This is a genomic window from bacterium, assembly GCA_027622355.1.
In the GTDB taxonomy this organism is placed as follows: Bacteria; UBA8248; UBA8248; order UBA8248; family UBA8248; genus JAQBZT01.
Window position 1 is genome coordinate 1 of record JAQBZT010000013.1, and the last position, 19807, is coordinate 19807.

A 19807-nucleotide genomic window follows, 5' to 3' on the forward strand; every position below is an offset into this window, starting at 1 on the left:
AGGCGGATGCGCCGCTGCGCCGGCGGTGGAAAGAGCTTCAGGAGAAAGCGCCATGACGCGGAAGCCCTCAGACGCCGATCGCCGCGAGCTGGCCGTCCACTGGACGGAGGGCCCGGTGCTGGTCGAGGCCGGCGCCGGGACGGGCAAGACCCGCCTTCTTGTCGATCGGGTGGTCCACCTCATCCGGGAGGAGAAGGCGCGCATCGAGGAAATCGCCGCGATCACCTTCACGGTGAAGGCGGCGGCCGAGCTGCGCGAGCGCATCCGGGCCGCCCTCCTCCGGGAGCAGGCCGCGGGCGGCCCCGCCCTGCGCGATGCCCTGCGGGACATCGAGCGCGCCCCCATTTCGACCATACACGGATTCGCCCTCTCCCTGCTGCGGGAGCGTCCCCTCGACGCCGGCCTTCCGCCCGAGATTGCCGAAGTGGATCCGGTGGCCAGCGATTCTCTCCGCGATCAGGCGTGGGAAGCATGGCTTCAGGAGAAATTCGCGACAGACGATCCGGCGTTGGCGGATTTTTTCTCCCTGGGCTTCACCATCCGGGGTCATCTGACGACGGTGCGCGATGTCCTGCTGAATGCTCCTGAGCTGCGGTCCGATTTTCCGGAGCCCCGTGGCCTGACGCCGGAGGCGGCCATCGAAGAAGTGCGGAATCTCTACCGAGAGTGTGCGGACTTCGCGCACGCCCATTGCCTGGACCGTACGGACAAGGCCTTTGCCCAGCTCGATGCGTTTGAGAGGTGGGCCGAAGGGCTTTCGGGCCTCACCCTGCCGGGGCTCATGCGGGCGTTGTGGGACATGCCCCCTTTCCGGAGAAATGTGGGATCCGCCAAAAAGTGGGATGCAGGGAAATTGCAGGAAATACGGGAGAAATTCACCCAACTCCGGGCGGCGGCCACCAGCGGGGTCTCGCATGAAATTCTGGCCCGGGTGATTGCCTCGCTCCGGGAGTTTGCCGAGGTCTACGAGGCGCGGATGCGGGAAGCCGGGCTGATGGACTATCAGGACATCCTCTTTCAGGCCGTGAAAATGATCCGGGAGCGCCCCGCCGCCCGGTCGCACTTCCGCTCGCGGTTCCGCCATTTTCTCGTGGATGAATTTCAGGACACCGATCCGCTTCAGGTGGATCTGATCTTCCGCCTCGTGGGCGATATTCCCGAGGGCGGCGAGTGGCCGGCGGCGCGCCTCGATCGCGCGCCGCTTTTCCTTGTGGCCGATCCCAAGCAGTCGATCTACCGCTTCCGCCGGGCGGACATCGCGATCTACCACCGGGTGAAGGTGTGCGTGGAAAAGGCGGAGGGCCGGCAGGTCATTTCGATCGATCAGAATTTCCGGAGCACGCCCGGCGTCATCGACTGGGTGAATGGCGTATTTTCGAAAATGATCAGAGAGGTGGAAGGGGTGCAGCCCGAGTATGTCCCCCTCCAGGCGTTTCGTTCGGAGAAGGGCCCTCGGGTGCGGCTGATTCCTGACCCGCTCTCCGGCGGCGGAGAAGAGAACGGCGCCAATGCCGAGGCGAGAAGAAGGCAGGAGGCGGCCGCCGTTGCTGGTGCGCTTCGCGCGTTGGTCGAAAAAAAGGGAGAGGAGATCGCGCTGCCCGATGGAACCTCGCGCCCTGTCACCTTCGGCGATGTCACGGTGCTCTTCCGGTACCGGACGGGCTATGACATTTTCGAGGAGGTATTCCGCGAGGCGGGGATACCGGTTGCCGTGGACGGCGGAACCGGTTTTTACGAGCAGATGGAGGTGGCCGCCGCGGGGGCGGTGTTGCGGGCGGTGAACCATCCCGGCGACCGGCTGGCCGTGGCGGCGGCGCTTCGCTCGCCCCTCTACGGGTTCTCCGATCCGGAGCTGGCGGGATATCTGCTGGAGAGAGATGGCATCACCCGTCCCGCCCCGGAGGTGGCCGCGGCGGTTTCCCGGATGCGGGAGTGGCACGCCCGGCGCGGGGAGATGAGCGCCCGCGCGATGCTGGAGGAGATTTTCCGCGAGACACACGCGTTCGAGCTCTTTTTGGGCGCCTCCAACGGCGAGCGCCGGGTGGCCAACATGCTGAAGCTCCTCGACATGGCGTTCGTTTACGGGCAGGGGAGCGCCCGGGGGGTGGCCGAGTTCGGCGCCCATCTCGACGAGAACCTCGCCCTGGGCCGCGATGCGCGCGAGCCCGAGGCGGCGCTGGAGGATGCCGGCCGGAGCGAGGTTCGCTTCCTGACGATGCACGCCGCCAAGGGGCTCGAGTTTCCGGTCGTCGTCCTGGCGGATCTGAGCGCGCCTCCTCCCAAGCATTCCATCAATTGGATCGCGGATCGGATTGGCCGCCGGGTGGATGTGGCGGTCGGGCCAAAAAGTCCGAAAGATCGGCGCGTAATGACAACGGAGTTTCTTGAATCAGAATCCCGGGAGAAGGATATCCAGCGCGAGGAGCTCAAGCGCCTTTTGTATGTGGCCGCGACCCGCGCCCGGGATTTTCTCTTTGTTCCGCTTTTCAATTCGGATGGCCGGGGCGAGCTTTGGAGTTTATTCGAGGAAGCGGGCCTGGACCCGGAGGGACTCAAGAGGGGGGAGGGGGGAGCGGCCGAAATCTTCCACGAGCCGTTGCTCATGGCGAAGGCGGAAGAAAGTTTCTTCCGGATCCCGGATGCGGTTTTTTCGGAAGCGAGCCCCTCGGCGACGGCGGCGCTCCGGCTTCGGGATTCTTTTTCGGGCAGGCTCGATGAGATGAAGCGCGGCTTCCGGGACGGCGGGGCGATGCCACCGCTCGCCGCGAGCGGACTCTCGGATTCGGACGCGGGAGATGATCCCGGGGAGCGGCACGCGCTTTCATCTTTCGAGAGAGAAAAGGGGGCCGGCGGCGTGGAGTTCGGCCGCTTGGTGCACGATCTGCTGGCGGGGCTCGAACCTTTTTCTTTGGGGAAGCTGAACGCCTTGTCGGCGGATGCGGAAGCCTGGGCGCTCTCCCATGGCCTGGGTGCACGGGAAGCGGAGGCGGCCGTCGCCATGATCCGGCCGGCCTTTGAGCGGCCGCTGTTCCGGCGGGCGGAAGCGGCGCCCAGAAGATGGCACGAGTTTCCCTTTTTCCTGTCGGTGGCGGGCAGGCTTTTGCGCGGCTTCGCCGATCTTGTCTTCGAGGAAGAAGGAGGGCTCGTTGTCGCCGATTTCAAGACGGACGCCATCGGCGAGAGCGACATTCCGGCCCGGACGGAACATTATTCCCTCCAGGGCGGGGCGTATGCCCTCGGGCTGGAGGAGGCGACCGCCATGAAGGTCCGGGAGGTCGTGTTTTCCTACCTTCGCCCCGGGGCGGAAATTTCGCTGACGGTGGATAAAGCCCTCCGGGAGCGCGTTCTTCTGGCTGTGCACAAGCCCGCGTGAGAGACGATAATCCTCCGCTCTTCTGCTAAAATTCCACCCATCGGTTTCGGCCGGACATCCTCCTTCCTTTGAGGTGACTTTTGCGCTTTCCCCTCCTGGCCATTTCACCGGACAGTGCCGCGAGTTTCCTGTTTGTGTCCGTCATCGCGTTTTCCCTCGCGGGAAGCTTGATCGCGGGCGCCCTCGTGTGGATGGCGGCGGCCGGGCGGAGAGGTCTCGGCAGCATGGAGCCCAGGTGGGAGGAACTCTCCCAAAAGTTGTCCCGCCTCCTCTTCTCCTCCGCAGTGGTTGTGATTGGTTTCGCCGGCGGATTGACCGGGTTTTCCGCAACGCTTGCCCATCCGGGGGCGGCGTCGGACATTCTCCAGATTTTTTTTCCGGCGCTCATTGTCGGCGGGCTCGGTCTGATTCTGTGTGTGGTGTTTCTGGGGGTGCATGCATCGGGCGGGAAGAAATGGCGAAATGCACCCGGGCGCCATTGGATGGCGGGCGTCGCGGCGGCGGTTTTTCTGTGGGTCACGGCGGCGGTTTTCATCTCGCTCCGCTCGTTTCTTTTAACGGGAGGAAGCTGGCGCGAAAACCACGCTCTCTGGGTGGCGGTTCTGAATCCCTTTGCGATCCTTGATTTTCTCCATTGGGGATTTTTGTCCCTCGCTGTCTCGGGGGCCGCGGGATTGTTCTACGCCGCGCGCCAGCAGGATGCGCTGTGGCGGCGCGGCCTGGTGCGCGAGTTGGGCGCATGGATGGCGAGAGCCGCCTTTGCCGCTGCGGTTTTTGGTCTCGTGTGGGCCGCCGTTGTATTTTGGGTCACGGATGCGGGTGTTTCGTTCGGGCTGTGGGTGGCCGTCGGTTTCCTCCTGGAAGCCGGTTTGGCGAAACTGGTCCAGATATTTGCGGTCAGGCGTGTGGATCGATTCGGATTGCGCGCGGCCGCCCTTTTCATCGTGCTGGGAGGGCTGGCGATCGTTGCTTCCGAGGCCAGCCGGCGCACCGTCCCCTCTCCCTTCCTCATCCAGGGACATATGTACCGGAACGGAATTCGCGTGTCAGAAGTTTCTCTTTTGAATGAAGCCGGATATTGGAAGCCGGTTCCCTGGGAGCCGGGACAGGAAGCGCCCGCGGGGGCGCTCCTGGGCGGCTATCTCTTCCGGGGGCAGTGCGCGGTCTGCCATGCCGGCGAGAAATGGGAATCCGCCAAATCCCGATTCCGGTATGCGGATGATGTTTCGGCGTTCTTGTCGGAGTTGGACCGCCGCCATCCCGCCCTGCCGGTGTTGGCGGGGACGGAGGAGGAAAGAGAAGCGCTGGCCGTCTATCTGCAAGAGAAGCTGGGGGCCGCCGGTTTCAGGCCCGCGCCGCCGCCCCCGCCTTCTCCCCCGAAGACTACCGCTCCGCCCGTGAAGAAAGCGCCCTCGCCCCGGGAAAAGACCGCTCCGCCGCCCGAAGGCGCTGCTCCCGGGAAAAAGACGCCTGAAAAACCGGCCGCCGGCGGGACGCCTGCCCCCGAAGGTGCGCCTGCGGAGAAGCCAAAAGCGCCAGAAGAGACTCCTGTAGGCCCGCCGAAAGAAGGGGCGCCGCCTCCCGCCGCCGCGCCCGCGGAAGAGAAGAAGCAGAGCGAAGGCGAAGAGCAACCCCCTGTGAAGCCGCAGGCGGAAAAAGAGAAGGCGCCTGCGCCGGCAACACCCTCCGGCGAGCCAAAGCCCGAACCGAAGGCCGGGGGAGAAACGGGCAAGGCGCCTCCCCCTCCCGCTTCCCCGCCCGCGGGGACGCCCCCGCCTTCGACACAGCAGGCTCTGCCGCCTTCTTCTCCCGCGGCTCCCTCCCTGGTGGAGAAGAAGCCCAGGGGGGATGATTTTCCCGTCCCCGGGGGGAACATCGTGATCATCGATCCGGAGAAAGAAAAACAAGAGAAGAAATCCGGCACCCCGGGTGCACCGGGAGGCGCGGAGAAAAAAGCGGCCCCCGCGGGAGCGAAACCATGATTTCCCTGTTCGCGAAATTTCCGGCCGTTTTAGAATTCTGGGTTGTGGTGGCCGTGTTCGGGTTCTTTTTCCTGGCCATCCAGCTGGCGTTTGTTGTTCCCTGGCTGATGGCCCATTTGCTCTTCTGGGGGAAGCGTCCGAAGAACAGAGGTTTTCTGGAAGTCACCGATAGGCTCGCCGAGGTCGGGAAAGGCAATGTCTCCGCCCTGGTCATTCTCGCGGTCGGTACCCTCATCGCCATCGCGGGAGGCAGGACGGAGGAGGTGATCATTTCGGTGATGTTGCTCTTCCCGGTGGGGGCGGCCGGATTCGCCGCTTTTTTCTTTTATGTCCTTCTCATTTTCGCTCTGGGAAAGATGCGGACGGAAAAGAAGGGGCAGAGAGATGTTCGTTTTGCGGCCGCGCTGGCGGCGGGTCTTTGTGCGGTCGCCGTCTCCGGGGGCTTTGCCGCGATTTCTTTTGTGGTGGAAAGACCGTCGCTCTGGCCGTCGCTCCGCGGCGATGCGCTGTCCGTTCTTTTCGCGCACGAATGGCTGGCACGTCTCGTTTCGCTCTGGCTGTCTTCATTGGTTTCCGGCGGCATTGTTCTCATGATTCTGGGCCGTTTGGTTTTTCGCTGGACGGCTGGCGGATCGTTTGACAGCGCCGCCCGCGTCATCCGGCATGGCGCTTTTTTCTCCTTGTGTCCTTTTCTCTTGTTGATGATTCTTTCTCCCTGGCTGATCCAGGGATGGTTCGAGATGGGCTTGTGGTCGGCGAATGAAAAATGGCCCCTGATTTTCATCCTGACTTCGGGCGCGGCGAGTCTGGTGTTGATCGAGGTTCTCTTCAGCATCATCCAGCGTCGCGGGAATATATCCCGGGCGGTGGTCCTGGCGGCCGGGATGTTCGTGGGCGCTCTTTTGCTTTTCACGGCGGCGCGCCTCGCCGTCAGCGGGAACACTCCCGGTGCGGCGGTTTCGGCCATCGCGCCGAAGAGCGCCGCGGTCTGGCCGCGGGCGATTATTTCCGGTTCCGTTCGGAGAGAGAAAGGCCTTCGTCTTGATAGTTGATATCTGCAGCTTCCTCCCCGTCCCGGAAAGCTACCGGGCGCGTCTTCTCGGGTGGGCGGCCATACCCGGCTACTTCCGCATGTTTTCGCGGGGCCTCAGCCGCTTTTGCGGCGTGCCGGAGGAGGAATTTCGCCGGCGGATGCTCGATCGCCCTCCGCATGAGGTGGCCGGCTTCATCGAGGAGGTGGCGTCGGCGCGCGGAAAAGACGCGGCGGCGTTCGTCGCCGATCTCGATGCGGCGGGGTATGATCGCGCGGCAGTGTTCAGCATTGACTCGCAGACGACGACGGGCGCGCCGCCGCTGGCGCCCGAGGTCCTGGCCCGTGCGGTGGCGGAGCATCCCGATCGACTGGCGGCCTTTCTCGGCCTCGACCCCCTGAAGAAAGACGCGGCCGCCACGCTCGAGCGCGGCGTCCGGGAGCTGGGGCTGCACGGCGCTCTTTTGGTTCCCTTTCTTCACGGCTTGCCGGCGGATTCCGCCTGCTACCGGCCGATATTTGAAAAGTGCGTGGCGCTGGACGTTCCCGTGTGGATCCACGCCTCGGTGAACTGGTCCCCCGGCCATCCGATGGAGTTGGGGCATCCGCGAGTGCTGGATCGCCTTTGCGGCGAGATGCCCGGGCTCAAGGTGATCGCGGGCCACGGCGGGTGGCCCTGGATTCCCGACATGGTGGCCGCGGCCTGGCGCCACCCGAACCTCTACATCGATCCCTCTGGCCACAGGTGGAAATACCTGGCCTATCCGGGATCGGGCTGGGAGATGCTGATGCACTTCGGCAATAACGTTCTTCAAAACAAAATCCTTTTCGGCACGGATTGGCCGCTAATGGAACAGGGCATGCGGGAGATCGCCGATGAATTGCGCGGCTTGCCCCTCCGGCCGGAAGTCCGGGAAAAATGGCTGGGCGGAAACGCCGCCAGACTTATGGAACTTGCATCATGACCCGGCCCGCCTCCTGCGGTTTTTTGCCGCTGATTGCCGTATGTCTTGTGGCGATCGGTGTTTTCGGCTCGTTGATTGCGACGAGTGCGCTCATCGTTTCCGTTCAGAGGGACCTGGGACTGACGTACGGAGAGGCGGGTTTTCTCCTTTCGGCCCCGTTTGTGGCGATCGGTGTTTTCGCGCTGGCGGGCGGCGCTTTTATCGATCGCATCGGCATGAACAAGGTTCTGATGCTCGGGACGGGCCTGACCGTCCTGGCCGGCGCCGCCCGCGCGTGGGGAACGGGATTTTCCGGATTTGCCGCGGCCACGCTTCTCGTGGGAGCGGGCGTGGGGATGGTGTTTCCGGTGCTCCCGAAAATCGCGGCCGTCACGCTTCCTCCGGAGCAGCGCGCTTTCGGGTCTTCTCTCTACACGGCCTCCGTGATTACGGGGAGCGGCCTGGCGATGGCCTTGACGCATTTCATGGCGATTTTCCCCGGGTTGCCGGGCGGAGAGGTTTGGAGAGGCGGTTATCTCGGATGGGCACTGGTTCTGGCGGCCGCTTTCGCGTTCTGGCTGGCCGCAGCACGCGCCGCCACCGCCATGGAGAAGGGCGGCGAGGCGTCGTCTTCCCCGGTTTTCGGCGGAACCGTCTGGAGAAGTCTTGCGATATGGGGGGTGGCAATCTCTCTGTTTATTGAAAATCAGGTATTTTTCACGAGCATCGGATGGCTCCCGACGATCCTGGCCGAGCAGGGGCTGTCTCCGTCGTCGGCGGCGGGCGTCGTTTCACTCGTTCCCTGGATGGGTGTCATCACGGTGCTGGTGGCCCACCGCGTGGCTTCCTGGTTCGGAGGCGAGCGCCCTCTCTTATGGGTATGCGTGACCGTGACGGTTCTGGCGTTGCTCCTTCTCACGGTGTCCTCGGTTTGGCTCACCACGCTGGCAGCGGTGGCGATCGGGATTTGCGCCAACGCCTGGGTGTTGCTCTGCCTGGGCTATCCGGCCCGGTCGGTGCCGCATGCGCAGGCGGGCCAGGCCGCGGGGCTGATTCTGGGCGTGGGCTACCTCGGCGGGTTTTCCGGACCCTGGCTGGCGGGCTTGATACGTGAAAGTTCCGGCGGCTTCGCGCCGGCGTTTTACTTTTTGGCCGGGTGCACAGTGGTGGGGTTCTGGACGATACAGTTTTTCGGCCCCCCCGCCGATAAGTCCTCGTAAGATTTTCGCCTTTATGTTCCCGGAACGTGAAATCTCGTCTAGGATGTTTTTCTTTCCCATGTGAGGAACTCACAGTATGGTCCATCCCGCCCTCCGGCAGATTGAAGCCACCCCGATCGACAACAGCGGGGAGCAGGGGTTGATGCTTCGCGATCCGTTCCATCTGAGCGATGCGGTCCTGGTGGTTTCGATGGCGGCCGTCCCCATTCTCCAAAGACTCGACGGAAGGCATTCGCTGGAGGAGATTCGCAGCATCTACAAGGAAGAGTATCGGGCCGATGTTTCCATGGAGCAGCTGCGGGATTTGGTGGATCAGCTCGAGAAAGCCCGGTTTCTCGAAGGCGAAAGATTTGATTCCTATCGGGGGCAGCTCTTTGAGAACTACATGCGGGGCAAAACCCGGCCGAGTTTTCTGGCTGGCCGCAGCTATGAAGCAGAGCCGGACTCCCTTCGCTCGCAGCTGAAGAATTTTTTCACGCACGAGGATGGTCCCGGCCTTCCCGGGCCGAACGGCGCGGTTCCGGAAAACCCCCTGCGCGGTCTCATCGTTCCGCATATAGATTTTCCGCGCGGCGGAACCACCTTCGCCTGGAGTTACCGGGCGCTGGCGGAGCGTTCCGACGCCGATCTGTACATCGTTCTGGGAACCTGCCATGCGCCGATGCAGGCGATGTACGGCCTCACCCGCAAGGGGTTCGAGACGCCGTTCGGAGTGCTGGAGGTGGATGCGGATTTTGTCGGATCCCTGGCGGAGCGCGCGCCGGAGGATCTTTTTCAGGACGAGTTTGCACACCGGGCGGAGCATTCCATCGAATTCCAGGCGGTCTTCCTCCGCTATCTCCATCCGGAGCGGCCCATCCGGTTCGTTCCCATCCTGGTGGGGTCGTTCGGCGAATTCATCCACACGCAAAGCTCCCCTGCCGGATCGGAGAAATTCGAGAGTTTCCTCGCCGCCTTGCAGGGGGCGATTGGCGGGGCGGAGGAGAGCGGCCGGAAGGTCTGCCTGCTGGCCAGCGTCGATCTCGCTCACGTGGGGCCGCAGTTCGGGGACGCAGAGGCGGTGGACGCGGAACAACTCGCCATGCTGGCCCAGGAGGATCGGGCTTCCCTTGATGCGGTTTGCCGCGGAGATGCGGAGGCGTTCTACTGGAGCGTGGCGAAGGACGGGGATCGCCGGAAGGTGTGCGGGCTCGCCCCCATCTACACCATCTTACGAGCCCTGGAGAATTGCCGGGGCGAGGTGCTCCGCTACAGCCAGTGGCCCGACCCGAACGGGACGGTCACCTTCTGCAGCATGGCTCTTCACTAAAGTTGACGAGAAGCGCCCGGGCATTCATGCGGGCGCCGTCTTTTTCATAGGAGACCGGCCTTGCTTTATCTCAACGAATCGGAAATCAGCAGTTTGATCACCATGCCCGAAGTCATGGAGCGGGTGGATTATGCATTCAAGGCCCAGGGAAACGGGCAGGCGCCCAATCAGCCCCGCCGGCGCCTTTTTCTGCCGAAGGGAATGCTGCATGTGATGTACGGGGCGCTCCCCGAGGATGGCTTCATCGGGCTGAAGACCTACACCGCTTTCCCGGGGATCGGGGTGCGGTTCGTGTTGCTCCTTTGGGACGCGAACACGGCCGAGCTGCTGGCGTTCATGGAGGCGAACGTGCTGGGCCAGCTGCGCACCGGTGCGGCGAGCGGCGTCGGGGCGCGCTATCTCGCCCGGGAGGATTCCTCGGTCGCCGGATTGATCGGCACCGGCTGGCAGGCGCGCTCCCAGCTGGAGGCGCTCTGCGCGGCGCGCCCCTTGAAGACGGTCAAGATTTACAGCCGGAGCGGGGAGAAGCGCCAGAAGTTCGTGGCAGCGATGAAGGACAAGGTGTCCGCCGAGCTGGTTCCGGTGTCATCTTCCGCCGAAGCCGTGAAGGGATCCGACATCGTGTGCACCGTGACCACCTCGCCCGATCCGGTTTTCGACGGAAAGGATCTGACGCCCGGCACGACGGTCATTGCGGCGGGTTCGAACCGGCCGACCAACCGGGAGATCGACGATGAGACTATCCGGCGGGCAGCCCGGGGCCGCGTGGTGACGGACAGCGTCGAGGGCGCCCAGATCGAAAGCGGCGATCTGATCCTGGCGGTGAGGGGAAAGGTCCTCTCCTGGGGCCAGGTGATCGAGATCGGGTTGGTGGCGAACGGAACGGTGCCGGGACGCGGCTCCGCGGAGGAGATCAACCTTTTCCTCAGCCAGGGGGTGGGCATCGAGGATGTGGCCATCGCCGGGGAACTCTACCGGCGGGCGATCGCCCGGGGGGTGGGAAAGCGCTTCGAGACAGATACTGTGTTCAGTAAACCCGTGTAAAAACAATTGGATACAGCGCCCCTCTCCCGTTCCGTCCCGTCCGCTGGGAGTTGCCGGGGGCGGGTTGAATTTTCCCTCTCCATCGCGTATGTTTTCGCTTCTCTCCGGGGCATGGGGCAGGGCCCGGTTTTTTTCGATGGAGCGATTGCGCGATGCGGGATATTGTCCAGCTTGAGTGCACCGAGTGCAAAAAGATGCGCTACAGTACAACCAAGAACAAGCGCAACACGCCGGATCGGCTCGAATTCAAGAAGTACTGCAGGTTTTGCCACAAGCACCAGCCATTCCGGGAGACGAAATAGCAATGTCCGAGAAAAAGCCCGTTGCCAGAAAACACTGCGTCGTGACTGGCAAGTACGTCATGTATGGCAACAGCGTCAGCCACTCACACAAAAAGACGCGGCGGCGGTTTGAGGCGAACCTCCACAACAAGCGCTTCTGGGTGCCCGAGGAGAAGCGCTGGGTGACGCTCCGCGTCTCGGCGCGGGGCATCAAGACCATCGCGAAAAATGGCATCTCTTCGGTCCTGGTGGATCTGCGCCGCCGGGGCATCAAAGTATAAGCGCGAAGTTCCCTTCACCCCCGTTTTCCGGTACTTTCCTTCGCCATCCTAAATTTTTTTCTTTGAACTTCCGGCGCTTTTCGGTATGATTTCACTTGTTTTCCGTCCAGAGAAAATCCGTCTGCTCAATATCCTGCCCGCGTGAGGAGATAAAGGGATGGAACGGCCAAACTACTGGCGGGCCGCTGTCTGCGGTTTTGTCGCCACATATGTCATGACGGTCGCGGCGCAGTGGGCCGGCGGAATCGGACTCCCCCGGCTGGACCCGAGCCGGCTCATGGCGTTCTCTTTTGGTAAGTCTCCCTACGTATTCGGTCTTTTCGCGCACGCGATGAACGGCGTTGTTCTCGGATTGATGTATGCGAAATGGGAAAAACTGATTCCCGGCAAAAATGCGTGGATAAAGGGAATCTGGATAGGCATCATCACGACGCTGGCCGCCAAAATCATCGTGGGGCCACTGGTCGGGCCGCCGCGGCCGTTTTGGGGTTCAGGGCCGATGCTCGCGCTTGTGACGAGCACAATCGCGCACCTGGCTTTCGGTCTGGCGCTGGCGGTCGGCTACGCGCGGGACGGGGAGCGTTAGGCGGAAAGCGCAGGGGAAAAATGCACGCGGGCAGATCCTCCGCGGAGGGGGGCTACGCCTCTCCCGGAGGGCCGGACTCGTCCAGCATCTCGCGGTACATCTCGTAGGAAGGCGGAAATCCTCCCGTGTAGTTGAGCCAGTTCGTAATCGGGTAGCGCGAGGCGCCGGCCTTGTGCGTTCCCTCCATTCCCTCGAGAATCTCTTCCATCGCCGAGAACGGAAAACTGAACGCCACCTCGTGATCCTGCACTTGACCGAAGATGCGGTCCCCCGAACAGGGAATGATCATCTGCGGCTCTCCCGTCAAATGCGGCGCGATGGCCAGATCGGCGCAATCCACCCTTCCGCGGAACTCGCTGTTCAGCGTACCGCCCCGCTTCCAGAGCCAGGCCTGGCCGAGGCGCATGATCTGGGCGCCGTTTCCGTAAATCACGATGGTGTGCGGCTCGAAGGCGGTCCGGTTCAGGGGGGCGGCGATGACGCCCACGTATTTTCCCAGCTCGAGCCTCGGGACGCTCTCCTCGCTGATCCGGCCGGCCTCGAGATTTTCCGTGTAGAAGTCCACGCAAAGATTCCCCTCGGTGTAATGGGGGAGCCGTTTTTCAAGCCCGAGGGCCATCGCGCCCAGAACGCAGCTGCTGTCCTCCCTTCCGAGGGCGATGACCCAGCCGTAGCGGCGTGCCATGGATATCGCCTGACAGGTGGTGAATTTGTTCCCGAAATCCTTTTCGGGGCGCTTCGTGCGGGGGGGCAGCTCGTCCCAGCTTTCCAGGAAGCGAACGGCGACCGGAAAAGAAGCCAGCCGGAGATACTGATTCAGCTTTTCGTAGTATTCGTTCGTTGCGGCAGGTTCCATGCGTCGTTCCTCTCGGAAAAGGATGCGGGGCGCCCGGCTAGCGCCCTCCGCGGGCGATGGTTTCCCAGGGAATAACTTTCAGGGCGCTGTCCAGGGCTTTTCCCATGGCCAGCCCCGCCGCGCCCGCGAGGACGCGGGAATCCTGGTGGGAGCCCTTTCCGGCGGCCTCCCATTTTCCGTTCAGCCGGCCCGCCCGGTTGTACCTTTCGGCAACGAGAATCGCGGTTCCATTCCAGAAGCCCCCCTTCAGTTCAACCTCCAATTCCCGTATCGTGATGACAACCATCCCGTCCGCCCGGGCGGTTTCGCCCGATTCGAGCGGCTCGATGCCGGCCGCCTGCATTCTTCCGGCGGCGGCAGGAAGGATGGCCGAGGTCAAAGCCCCCTTCCCGCTGAGGGCGTATTCGCCGGTCCGCGAAAGGTTCCGCTCGCTCACGGCGTCTTTCGCAACGAGAACGAAGCGGGCGCGGATCGGGCGCGGCGCGGCGGCCGGCCGGACCGGCGGGACGCGAATCTCGACGACCAGGCTTTTGGTCTCGGAAAAGGCGCAGCCCGACGCCATGAAAAGGGCGGCTGCCAAGGCGATCAGTTTTCCGTTCAAAGACCGGGTTTTGGGTATGCTGTTCATCATGAATTCAGTTTCGCTCCTGCGCGGGTAAGCGTCAAATGACGCCCGGCCGGAGGGAATCTGTTTTCCCGAGCGTGGAGGATTGCAGGCATGTCATCAACTTCGCTGGGCATCATCGGGCTCGGGCTCATGGGACGGCCCATGGCCCGCCGCCTTCTCGGTGCGGGTTATCCGGTGGCGGTGGCCAACCGCAGCCGCCCGCCGGTCGAGGCGCTCGCGGCCGAGGGAGCGGTGCCCTGCGGGAGCCCCGCGGAGGTGGCGGCGCGCGCTGATATCATATTCACCATGCTCCCCGATGCTCCCGAAGTGGAAGAGGTGGTTTTCGGCGCCGGCGGCCTGGCTGACGCCATGCGTCCCGGCAGCGTGCTGATCGACACGACGAGCAACCACCCGGCTTGCGCGGAGCGGGTGGCCGCGGCGCTCGCCGCCCGCGGGGTGGGGATGCTGGATGCGCCGGTTTCGGGCGCACCCGAAGGGGCCGCGGCGGGCACGCTGGCCATCATGGCGGGCGGCCCAAAGGATGTTTTCGAGCGGTGCCGCCCGGTGCTGGAGACGCTGGGGCGGAAGGTCGTTCACGTCGGCGAGAGGCCGGGCTCGGGATGCGTCGCCAAGCTGGCGAATCAGATCCTGGTGGGTCTGACGTTTCTGGGGGTGTCGGAAGCGCTCGTTTTCGGGACGAAATTGGGGCTGGACCCGGCGGCGCTGGCCGATGTGATGGGGGCCGGGCTCGCGCGGTGCGGCGCGCTCGAAATGAAGGCGCCGAAAATTCTCTCCGGCGATTTTCGGCCCGGCGGAAAGGTGCGGAGCCACATGAAAGATCTCCGCTACGCCCTGGAGCGGGCCTATGAGACGAACGTCCCCCTGCCCGGCGCCGCCCTCGTTTTCCAGCTTTTCCACGAGGTCGAAGCGGCGGGCGGGGGAGAGCTGGATCATATCGCGCTGATCAAGGCGATCGAGCGGAAGGCCGGGGTGGAGGCCCGGGCGAAATCGACGGGCGGGTGACCACGGGCGCGGTTTTGTTGCCGGCCGAGAATTCGAGCGGCTATACTGTTTTGGGATTTTTCTCCATGAAGTTTCGCGGACAGGAAAATATTAGATGAAAGTGGAACCGGTTTTGGCCAAATTGAACGAACTGCGCCAGGACGCCGATCTCGAGAGCGGTGAGTTGGAGGATCTGTCGATTTATCATGCCTTCTGCTTTATATCCTATGAGATCGGCCCCTTCACGGATTTTATCGAGCAGGGCAAGGAGCCCACTCCGCGGAAAGACACCGAAGCCGGCCCGCGCGCGCGGGAGATGTTCTCCGCCGTCAAGGGAATGCGCGGTGAGGTGGCGGGGGATGCGCAGGACATGGAGTACATCGCGCTGGATCGGGCGGTCGCTTTTCTCTCCCCGATTTTGGGGGATTTCCAGGCGTATCTCGTGGAAGCAGGAGCGGCGTAGTGTGCGCCGGGGCCCGAGCCCCGATGCCAAGAGCGGTTTCCTCTTGTTCGAGAGGATTTTCGATGGCCGGACGGTTCCCATGGTGGCTCGTTTTTTTCCTTTTGTTTTTTGCGCTCCAAGGCTCCTCCGCCTTGGCCGCGCAGCAGAGCGCCGCGCCGGTCCGCTACCGCTACCTGATTGATCCTTCCCGAAGCCGCGTCTCGTTCACCTTCCGCGGCCTTGCCATTCCGTTTGACGGGCATTTCGGGGTGGTCGAGGGAGAACTGTTCTTGGACGGGGGGGACATTGCGCGAGGCTCCTCTTTTTGGATGAAGATACCGGCCGCCTCGGTGCGGGCGGGAGCAAAGCAGCAGGAAAGGATGTTCCTCGATATCGTGCTCGAGGCGGACGCCCATCCCTTCATCGAATACAAAAGCACTTCTCTTCGGCTCGCCGCTCCTGTGACGAAGGAGGGCCGGGAGAACCAGTACCGCCTCGTGGTGCGGGGGAAGCTGCGGCTCCACGGGGTGGAGCGCGAGATCGAGGTTCCCGTCCGCCTGGCGGACACGGGAACGGATTTGTACATCCAGGGAAAGGTCACGATCCATCTTTCGGACTACGATATGGCCCGCCCGCGGGTGCTGGTTCTGATTCCGAGCGCGGATGTCATCGAGGTGACCGTCCGGCTGGTTTTGGCACCCGCGCCGCAGAAAGCGCAGCCGTAAAAGGGCGGATTTTCCCCGATCCCGTCCGCCGTTCGGCCGTCTTGCCGAAGGGGAAACCCTTATTGTAAGGTCGGGATACCGTACAATTCGAAAAACAGAGGGCGGGAGGACGTTCTGTGGATTTCCAGCACACAGATTTGCAGCGAAGCGCGCGCCAGATGTTCAAGGATTTTGTCGATCGGGAAATCCGTCCGATCGCGATGGAGTATGAGCTCGCAGATCGGTATCCGGTCGAAGCTGTCGAGAAAATGAAGGAGCTCGGCTTCTTCGGCCTCGTCATACCGGAAGCCTACGGCGGCGGCGGAATGGACGAGGTGTGCTACGCCATCGCCATGGAAGAGCTCTCGGTCGGGTGGATGAGCGTGGCTGGAATTCTCGGCGGACACATGATGACCGCCTGGATGATCATGAATCACGGAACCGATGAGCAGAAAGACACCTATCTCCCCAAGATGGCGAGGGGCGAGTGGCGCTCGGGCATGGCGCTGACCGAAGCGGGCTCGGGCTCCGACTCCGCCGCCCTGCGCACCGCGGCCGCGAGGGAAGAAGACCAGTGGGTGGTCAACGGCTCGAAGATGTACATCACCAACGCCGAGCACGGCACCATGTTCAGCACATTTGTGCGGACCGACCCCGCCGCGCCCAAGGCGAAGGGAATTTCCTGCCTGATGATCCACAAGGGCACTCCGGGCTTTCGGGTGGGCCGCCACCTGAAGAAAATGGGCTACCGGGGGGTGCGCTCGAGCGAGCTGGTGTTCGAAAGTGCGCGCGTTCCCCTGGAAAATCTTCTGGGGAAGGAAAATGAAGGATTCCCGATGATCATGAGCGCCCTCGAGGGCGGCCGGATCAACGTGGCCGCCCGCAGCGTGGGCCTCGCCCGTGCGGCGTTTGAGGATTCGATCCGCTACGCCCAGCAGCGCGAGACCTTCGGCAAGCCCATCGCCCAGCACCAGCTCATCCAGGCCAAGCTGGCCGAGATGGCCACCCGGATCGAGGCGTCCAAGCTCCTCACCTACCAGGCCGCCACCCTGAAGCAGCAGGGCAAGCGGTGCGACCTCGAGGCGGGGATGGCGAAGTTCTTCGCCTCCGAGACGGCGGAGTTTTGCGCCAGCGAGGCGGTTCAGATTCACGGGGGGATGGGCTACATCCAGGAGCTTCCGGTGGAGCGCTACTTCCGCGACTGCAAGCTCCTCACCGTGGGCGAGGGCACCAACGAGATCCAGCGGCTCCTCATCGCCAGGCGGCTCCTCGAGCGGTATCCGGTCTGACTTTTCCACATCGAAAAAAAAACGCCCCGCCGCGTGACGGGGCGTCTTTTTTTTATCTTCCGCGCTAATTGTCGAGATTCAGGACGATCGATTTCACCGCCAGCTACATGCCGAGGCTCTCGATGCCGCCCCCATCGGCCTCGGTCCAGTTTCCGTTGATGTGCATCTGATAGTGCGCGGCACCCATGCACTCCTCCTTCGGGCCGGAGTGTTCCGGGAAGGAAACACGGTCCATCCGCGGGGAGGCGCCGGTCCATGCCCTTTCCCGTTCAGGCTCGAGGAGCAGTTGCCACAACGCGCAGAGTTTTATCTGCCGTACACAACCCGGGGAAACCACAAAACGATTTCGGGAAAGAGGATGACAAGAAAAAGGCCGAAAGCCTGAATGCATAGAAAGGGTATGGCGGATCGGAAGATCATCGCCATGGTGATTTCGGGGGGCGCGACGCTCTTCAGGTAGAAAAGGGCGTAGCCGAACGGCGGGCTCAGGAACGACATTTGCATATTAACCATGTAGACCACGCCGAACCACAGCGGAACATCCTTGGGGTCCACGCCCGGAAGCCCGAACAGGCCGCCCCAGGGAAGTTTCGTCATCAGCGGAACGAAGATGGGGACGGCGAGAAGAAGAATGCCCACCCAGTCGAGGAACATGCCGAGAATGATGAGAACGCCCATCATGATCAGGAGGATGCCGTAGGGCCCGAGACCGGTTCCGACCAGCGTGTCGATGACGAATTGCTGTCCGCCGTTCACGATGTAGAAGCCGACGAAGATGCTGGCGCCGAAGATGATCCAGAGCACCATGGCCGAGGCCTTGAGGGTGACAACGGCGGCCTGCTGGATCGTGGTCCAGCTGAGGCGGCGGTGCAGCGCCGAGACGACCAGGGCGCCGAAGGTTCCGATTCCGGCCGCTTCCACCGGCGTGGCGACCCCGGAGAAAATCACGCCGAGCACCAGAATGATCAGCGCGATCGGGGCGAAAATGTTCTGGAGAAGGGCGATTTTCTCGCGGAAGCTGACGCGCTCCTCGATCGGCAGCGCGGGGCCCATCGCGGGATTCAGGTAGCTTCGAATAGTGACGTAGAGGATGTAGAGCCCCGAGAGGAGAAGGCCGGGGAAGACGGCCCCGATGAACAGTTCTCCGACCGACTGTTGGGCCACCACGGCGAAGATGATGGCCAGGATGGAAGGCGGTATGAGGATGCCGAGCGTCCCGCCCGCGAGGATGGCGCCGCAGGCCATTTCCGGGTCGTAGTTGCGCTTGAGCATGGCGGGCAGGGCGATGATGCCCATCGTGACTTCCGCCGCGCCGATGACGCCGACCATGGCGGCGAGGATCGTCGAGGCGATGATGGTGGCGGAGGCGAGCCCTCCCCGCAGGCCGCCGAGAATCTTGTAGACCATGTCGAAAAGCTCTTCGATCACCCCGGCGCGCTCGAGCATCGCCGCCATGAAGATGAACAGGGGAATGGCCGAAAGCTGATAGTCCGTCATGAAGGGGAAGATGCGCGAGGGCAGGATGTTGAGCATGCTGAGGTCGCTGAACAGGTACAGGAAAAGAACTCCGAGGCCGCCCGTGACGAAAGCGAGCGGGAGGCCCGCCATCAACAGAATGACGAGCGAGCCGAAGAGGAAGAAAGTGAGCCAGCCGATGCTGAGTTCGAGTCCCATGTGTCAGGCTTCCTTTCCTGCCAGTTTCATGATGTCTTTCATCAGTTTCGAGAGGCCCTGCAACAAAACCAGAAGTGCACCGATGGCCAGCGTGCTCTTGACCGGCCAGTACTGGATGGCCCATTCGGTGAAGGAAACCTCCCAGACGTTCACCGAATCCATCATGAAGATGAACCCGGTCCACATGAGCGCCCCGGAAAACAGAAAGAAGAAAAACGAGGTCAGGATGTCCACGACCGCCTGCACCTTCCGCGACATGTGAACGTAGAGAACATCCACCCGCACATGGGAATCCTCTCGGAGAGCGAACCCTCCGGCGATGAGGTATTGCATCCCGAACATCAAGAACATGCCTTCGTGCGCCCAGTTGGTGGGCGAATTGAAGACGTACCGCGCGAGCACTTCGTAGTAGTAGACGAAAACGGCAATCATGGACCAATAGCAGATGAAATGCCCGACCCACCCGTTGAAGGCATCAACGATTTTCGTGAAGAAGTTGTGGGGCTCCCCCAGGGAATAATTGCGTATCTCGGCATCGCGATGGAAGGATTCGGAGGAGGCTTCGTGCGGTTTTTCTTCCTTCTCTTCCCGTTCGGCGCATCGGCGGTACAGCCGGGGGAGAAGAAAAGCATCGGCGATGAGAAAGGCGGCGATGAGGAGCGCGAAAACGAACGTAAAGGTGTGCCAGTAGTCGAGATTGACCGCTATCTCCTTGAATTCTTCCTGGATGGCTGTGAGCGCCTGCTGGGCCTTGGCCACCTTGGCGGCGGCGCCTTCCGCGCCCCGCTCCAGAAGTTTTTGCATGTGCTCGAGATCGAACTTGGCATTGAGGATCATGTTTTTCGCTTCGGAGAGTGCATTCCGTGCGGCGCGGTTTTTCACGTTTCCGTAGAGGATGGCGATGAAGAAGGGGATGTAGACTGCACCGAGCTTGTCGCGCAGGTAAAAACGGTGGATTCCGATGAATCCGCTGGTCAGCCAGAGCATGTAAGTGATGGCGATCGACAGCCCGCCGGTGGTCTTGCCGGCGATCTTCTGCTTGCGGACGGTATGGATAGCGAACAGCGGGATCAGTATCAGGCCCGACCAGTACAACCAGTGTGGAAGCACGAACGTAAGGTTGGGCATTGGCGCGCGCCGGTTCCTTTTTCGCAGAGTGAATACGAATCCATGCGGAAGGAGG

19 protein-coding genes are annotated in these 19807 nt (G+C 62.7%); 14 read left to right on the top strand and 5 right to left on the bottom strand.

The features are described 5' to 3' along the window. The first annotated feature begins 52 nt into the window (after positions 1-52). From O2807_01710 to O2807_01755, 10 genes are all read left to right on the top strand, one after another. Entirely contained in the window at positions 53-3373 is a 3321-nt protein-coding gene (locus O2807_01710) for a UvrD-helicase domain-containing protein (GenBank protein ID MDA0999219.1), read from the top strand. An 80-nt stretch (positions 3374-3453) separates the two neighbouring features. Further along, positions 3454-5355, top strand: a complete 1902-nt coding sequence (locus O2807_01715) for a hypothetical protein (GenBank protein MDA0999220.1) — start codon at positions 3454-3456, stop codon at positions 5353-5355. Continuing rightward, positions 5352-6407, top strand: a complete 1056-nt coding sequence (locus O2807_01720) for a hypothetical protein (GenBank protein ID MDA0999221.1) — start codon at positions 5352-5354, stop codon at positions 6405-6407. Before O2807_01715 ends, O2807_01720 begins: the two co-directional genes overlap by 4 nt. Then, positions 6397-7350 carry an amidohydrolase family protein gene (locus tag O2807_01725; protein MDA0999222.1) on the top strand — a complete coding sequence of 318 codons (954 nt, stop codon included), beginning with the start codon at positions 6397-6399 and terminating at the stop codon, positions 7348-7350. Before O2807_01720 ends, O2807_01725 begins: the two co-directional genes overlap by 11 nt. Beyond that, entirely contained in the window at positions 7347-8549 is a 1203-nt protein-coding gene (locus tag O2807_01730) for an MFS transporter (protein ID MDA0999223.1), read from the top strand. Before O2807_01725 ends, O2807_01730 begins: the two co-directional genes overlap by 4 nt. Positions 8550-8625: 76 nt before the next feature. Beyond that, the gene (gene amrB / locus O2807_01735) at positions 8626-9858 is read left to right on the top strand and encodes an AmmeMemoRadiSam system protein B (GenBank protein ID MDA0999224.1); all 1233 of its coding nucleotides are present in this window, start codon (positions 8626-8628) and stop codon (positions 9856-9858) included. Between the two features lie 60 nt (positions 9859-9918). After that, a complete protein-coding gene (locus O2807_01740) occupies positions 9919-10902 on the top strand; it encodes an ornithine cyclodeaminase family protein (GenBank protein MDA0999225.1) in 984 nt (327 codons plus the stop codon). 152 nt (positions 10903-11054) lie between these two features. Further along, positions 11055-11204: a 50S ribosomal protein L33 gene (gene rpmG / locus O2807_01745; protein MDA0999226.1), complete on the top strand. Its 150-nt coding sequence runs from the start codon at positions 11055-11057 to the stop codon at positions 11202-11204. A 2-nt stretch (positions 11205-11206) separates the two neighbouring features. Further along, the gene (gene rpmB / locus O2807_01750) at positions 11207-11464 is read left to right on the top strand and encodes a 50S ribosomal protein L28 (protein MDA0999227.1); all 258 of its coding nucleotides are present in this window, start codon (positions 11207-11209) and stop codon (positions 11462-11464) included. Between the two features lie 157 nt (positions 11465-11621). Next, on the top strand, positions 11622-12050 hold the full coding sequence (locus O2807_01755) for a hypothetical protein (GenBank protein ID MDA0999228.1): 429 nt from the start codon (positions 11622-11624) through the stop codon (positions 12048-12050). Between the two features lie 52 nt (positions 12051-12102). Here the strand turns inward: O2807_01755 and O2807_01760 are convergent, their stop codons facing one another. Then, the gene (locus tag O2807_01760) at positions 12103-12906 is read right to left on the bottom strand and encodes a DUF169 domain-containing protein (GenBank protein ID MDA0999229.1); all 804 of its coding nucleotides are present in this window, start codon (positions 12904-12906) and stop codon (positions 12103-12105) included. 37 nt (positions 12907-12943) lie between these two features. Beyond that, positions 12944-13537, bottom strand: a complete 594-nt coding sequence (locus tag O2807_01765) for a hypothetical protein (protein ID MDA0999230.1) — start codon at positions 13535-13537, stop codon at positions 12944-12946. An 87-nt stretch (positions 13538-13624) separates the two neighbouring features. On the opposite strand from O2807_01765, the gene O2807_01770 reads away from it, so the two are divergent. The 4 genes from O2807_01770 to O2807_01785 all read left to right on the top strand — a co-directional run bounded on the left by O2807_01770 (position 13625) and on the right by O2807_01785 (position 16950). Next, the gene (locus O2807_01770) at positions 13625-14536 is read left to right on the top strand and encodes an NAD(P)-dependent oxidoreductase (protein ID MDA0999231.1); all 912 of its coding nucleotides are present in this window, start codon (positions 13625-13627) and stop codon (positions 14534-14536) included. Positions 14537-14630: 94 nt separating this feature from the next. Continuing rightward, positions 14631-14978 carry a hypothetical protein gene (locus tag O2807_01775; GenBank protein ID MDA0999232.1) on the top strand — a complete coding sequence of 116 codons (348 nt, stop codon included), beginning with the start codon at positions 14631-14633 and terminating at the stop codon, positions 14976-14978. Positions 14979-15040: 62 nt separating this feature from the next. Beyond that, the gene (locus O2807_01780; protein MDA0999233.1) at positions 15041-15682 is read left to right on the top strand and encodes a YceI family protein; all 642 of its coding nucleotides are present in this window, start codon (positions 15041-15043) and stop codon (positions 15680-15682) included. 116 nt (positions 15683-15798) lie between these two features. Then, complete coding sequence (locus tag O2807_01785) at positions 15799-16950, top strand: acyl-CoA dehydrogenase family protein (protein MDA0999234.1); 1152 nt, start codon at positions 15799-15801, stop codon at positions 16948-16950. Between the two features lie 103 nt (positions 16951-17053). Here the strand turns inward: O2807_01785 and O2807_01790 are convergent, their stop codons facing one another. From O2807_01790 to O2807_01800, 3 genes are all read right to left on the bottom strand, one after another. Continuing rightward, positions 17054-17185, bottom strand: a complete 132-nt coding sequence (locus O2807_01790) for a hypothetical protein (protein ID MDA0999235.1) — start codon at positions 17183-17185, stop codon at positions 17054-17056. A 71-nt stretch (positions 17186-17256) separates the two neighbouring features. Continuing rightward, complete coding sequence (locus O2807_01795) at positions 17257-18624, bottom strand: TRAP transporter large permease subunit (GenBank protein MDA0999236.1); 1368 nt, start codon at positions 18622-18624, stop codon at positions 17257-17259. A 3-nt stretch (positions 18625-18627) separates the two neighbouring features. Further along, on the bottom strand, positions 18628-19752 hold the full coding sequence (locus O2807_01800) for a TRAP transporter small permease subunit (GenBank protein ID MDA0999237.1): 1125 nt from the start codon (positions 19750-19752) through the stop codon (positions 18628-18630). Positions 19753-19807 lie beyond the last annotated feature (55 nt).

Coding starts and splice junctions, on each gene's coding strand:
- O2807_01730 (MDA0999223.1), top strand. CDS start 7,347: ATGACCCGGCCCGCCTCCTGCGGTTTTTTGCCGCTGATTGCCGTATGT.
- O2807_01755 (MDA0999228.1), top strand. CDS start 11,622: ATGGAACGGCCAAACTACTGGCGGGCCGCTGTCTGCGGTTTTGTCGCC.
- O2807_01795 (MDA0999236.1), bottom strand. CDS start 18,624: ATGGGACTCGAACTCAGCATCGGCTGGCTCACTTTCTTCCTCTTCGGC.
- O2807_01775 (MDA0999232.1), top strand. CDS start 14,631: ATGAAAGTGGAACCGGTTTTGGCCAAATTGAACGAACTGCGCCAGGAC.
- rpmB (MDA0999227.1), top strand. CDS start 11,207: ATGTCCGAGAAAAAGCCCGTTGCCAGAAAACACTGCGTCGTGACTGGC.
- O2807_01770 (MDA0999231.1), top strand. CDS start 13,625: ATGTCATCAACTTCGCTGGGCATCATCGGGCTCGGGCTCATGGGACGG.
- O2807_01720 (MDA0999221.1), top strand. CDS start 5,352: ATGATTTCCCTGTTCGCGAAATTTCCGGCCGTTTTAGAATTCTGGGTT.
- O2807_01765 (MDA0999230.1), bottom strand. CDS start 13,537: ATGATGAACAGCATACCCAAAACCCGGTCTTTGAACGGAAAACTGATC.
- rpmG (MDA0999226.1), top strand. CDS start 11,055: ATGCGGGATATTGTCCAGCTTGAGTGCACCGAGTGCAAAAAGATGCGC.
- O2807_01790 (MDA0999235.1), bottom strand. CDS start 17,185: ATGGACCGTGTTTCCTTCCCGGAACACTCCGGCCCGAAGGAGGAGTGC.
- O2807_01780 (MDA0999233.1), top strand. CDS start 15,041: ATGGCCGGACGGTTCCCATGGTGGCTCGTTTTTTTCCTTTTGTTTTTT.
- O2807_01800 (MDA0999237.1), bottom strand. CDS start 19,752: ATGCCCAACCTTACGTTCGTGCTTCCACACTGGTTGTACTGGTCGGGC.
- O2807_01710 (MDA0999219.1), top strand. CDS start 53: ATGACGCGGAAGCCCTCAGACGCCGATCGCCGCGAGCTGGCCGTCCAC.
- O2807_01760 (MDA0999229.1), bottom strand. CDS start 12,906: ATGGAACCTGCCGCAACGAACGAATACTACGAAAAGCTGAATCAGTAT.
- amrB (MDA0999224.1), top strand. CDS start 8,626: ATGGTCCATCCCGCCCTCCGGCAGATTGAAGCCACCCCGATCGACAAC.